This window comes from Aquiflexum sp., from assembly GCF_041749095.1.
Lineage (GTDB): Bacteria > Bacteroidota > Bacteroidia > Cytophagales > Cyclobacteriaceae > Aquiflexum.
Map to the genome: position 1 here is coordinate 1 of NZ_JBGTCA010000181.1, position 2,187 is coordinate 2,187.

A 2,187-nucleotide genomic window follows, 5' to 3' on the forward strand; every position below is an offset into this window, starting at 1 on the left:
TCCGGTGGGAAGCCGGTCTCCTCGGGAGAACCGAACCCGCCTGTACTTTACATGGGCACGGCTTATGATAAACCTTTGAAAAAAACAGGAAATTTCATGTCTCGCGACATGCCTGATGTGGACGCTTTTGAAGACATTTCCTGCCCAGATTTCTTTAAGCTGGGTGACAAATGGGTTTTGATTTGCATTAGCCATCAAAGAGGAGCAAGGTATTATATAGGGAAATGGGATGGAAAACAATTTACACCTGAAGCCCATCACAGGATGAATTGGAGGGGCGGTTCTGTCTTTGCCCCGGAAACTCTTCTGGATGATCAGGACCGCCGAATCATGTGGGCTTGGGTACTGGATCGAAAATCTGGTGTTTCGAGCGGTACAATGTCGATGCCAAGGGTGCTTACACTTTCAAAGGACAAACTTTCTTTAAATATCCAACCACCTAAAGAAGTAGAGACATTAAGATATGAGCCAACGCAAGAAGAACCTTTTACTGTCAATAAAGGACAATCCGTAATACTTGATGAAACAATGGGCACAACTCTGGAGATCGATATTATTATTGACCCTGGAAAGGCAAAACGTTTCGGAGTTAACGTATTCAAATCAAAAGATGGCAGGGAGCAAACTCCAATATTGATTGACAAGAACCAAAATGTATTGCAAATTGACATGAGCAAATCCAGCTTGGACAACCCTAATTATCATGAATTTATTATGCAAAGGGAAAACCTTGGTGAAAATATGGCAACTCAAGATGCTCCCTTCGATTTAAAAAATGGGGAAAAAGTTCACCTACGTATTTTTCTCGATAAATCAATGCTCGAGGTATTCGTCAATGGAAGGCAATGCATTACACAAGTCGTTTATCCCACGTTGGAAGATGCCATAAACATCGAAGTATTTTCCGAAGATGCGCCTATCAAAGTTGAAAAGCTAAAATCATGGAAACTATTTCCATCGATGCAGTGGTAGTGACACAATATTAACGCAAGTCTTACTAATTATTAAAGATGAAAGATCGGAGGTAGTCAAACCATAGAGTATTCTTTAGGTAGCTGACCGGTCGCAAAATATTTGAACAATCAAAAGAATTAACGAATGAAAAAAATATTCATGTGGTCAATTACCGCCGCATTGGCCGGATTCCTGTTTGGTTTTGATACCGTAGTAATATCGGGGGCCGATCAAAAGTTGCAGGATTTATGGGGGTCTGGCGATGTTTTTCATGGTGCTATTGTAATGGGAATGGCACTATGGGGCACCGTGGTCGGTGCTGTCTTTGGTGGGATCCCCACAAATAGGTTAGGTCGTAAAAAAACCTTGATTTGGATCGGGGTCATGTATACTTTGTCAGCATTGGGTTCGGCCCTTTCCAACGATCCGATCACTTTCGCGGTGTTTAGGTTCATTGGCGGACTGGCTGTGGGTGCATCTACAGTTGCGGCTCCCGCTTACATTGCCGAAATAGCTCCCACTAAAAATAGGGGCAAACTTGTAAGTCTGTATCAATTCAATATAGTATTTGGAATATTGATCGCTTTCTTATCAAATTATTTGCTTAACAATTTAGGGGCAAATGCTTGGCGTTGGATGATGGGCGTGGAGGCCTTTCCCGCCATAATCTATACCCTTTTAATGTTTAGTTTGCCAAAAAGTCCACGTTGGCTGTTGACGAAATTCAGAACCGATGAAGCCAAAAATGTATTGCAAATTATCAACCCTGATCAAAATGTGGAAAGATTGATGTCGGAAATTAAGGATGAAATGGACAACATTATTCCAGGCGAGAACATTTTTATAAAAAAATATAGGTTTCCTTTAATGTTAGCCTTTTTAATCGCTTTTTTCAATCAATTCTCTGGAATCAATGCAGTTCTATACTATGCGCCAAGGATTTTTGAGGAAGCCGGTCTGGGGGAGAGTACCGCCTTGTTAAGTAGCGTAGGAATTGGGGTGACAATGTTACTTTTTACGTTGCTAGGGGTCTTTTTAATCGATAGGATCGGGAGAAAACCATTAATGTATATGGGAACTGCAGGGTACATTATTTCTTTGTCATTGGTTTCATGTGCTTTTTTTTATGATTGGGGAGGATTGTGGGTGCCGACATTTCTCTTTTTATTTATTGCGGCACATGGCGTAGGTCAAGGTACCGTTATCTGGGTCTTAATATCTGAGATTTTCCCG

Annotated in this window: 2 protein-coding genes; both read left to right on the plus strand. The window is 41.3% G+C overall.

The genetic code is table 11. The features are described 5' to 3' along the window. Positions 1–972, plus strand: a 972-nt coding sequence (locus ACEW8O_RS08920) for a glycoside hydrolase family 32 protein (protein WP_373494277.1), incomplete at its 5' end; no start/stop codon positions are given. 126 nt (positions 973–1,098) lie between these two features. Next, the coding region (locus tag ACEW8O_RS08925) for a sugar porter family MFS transporter (RefSeq protein ID WP_373494278.1) at positions 1,099–2,187 on the plus strand (1,089 nt) is incomplete at its 3' end.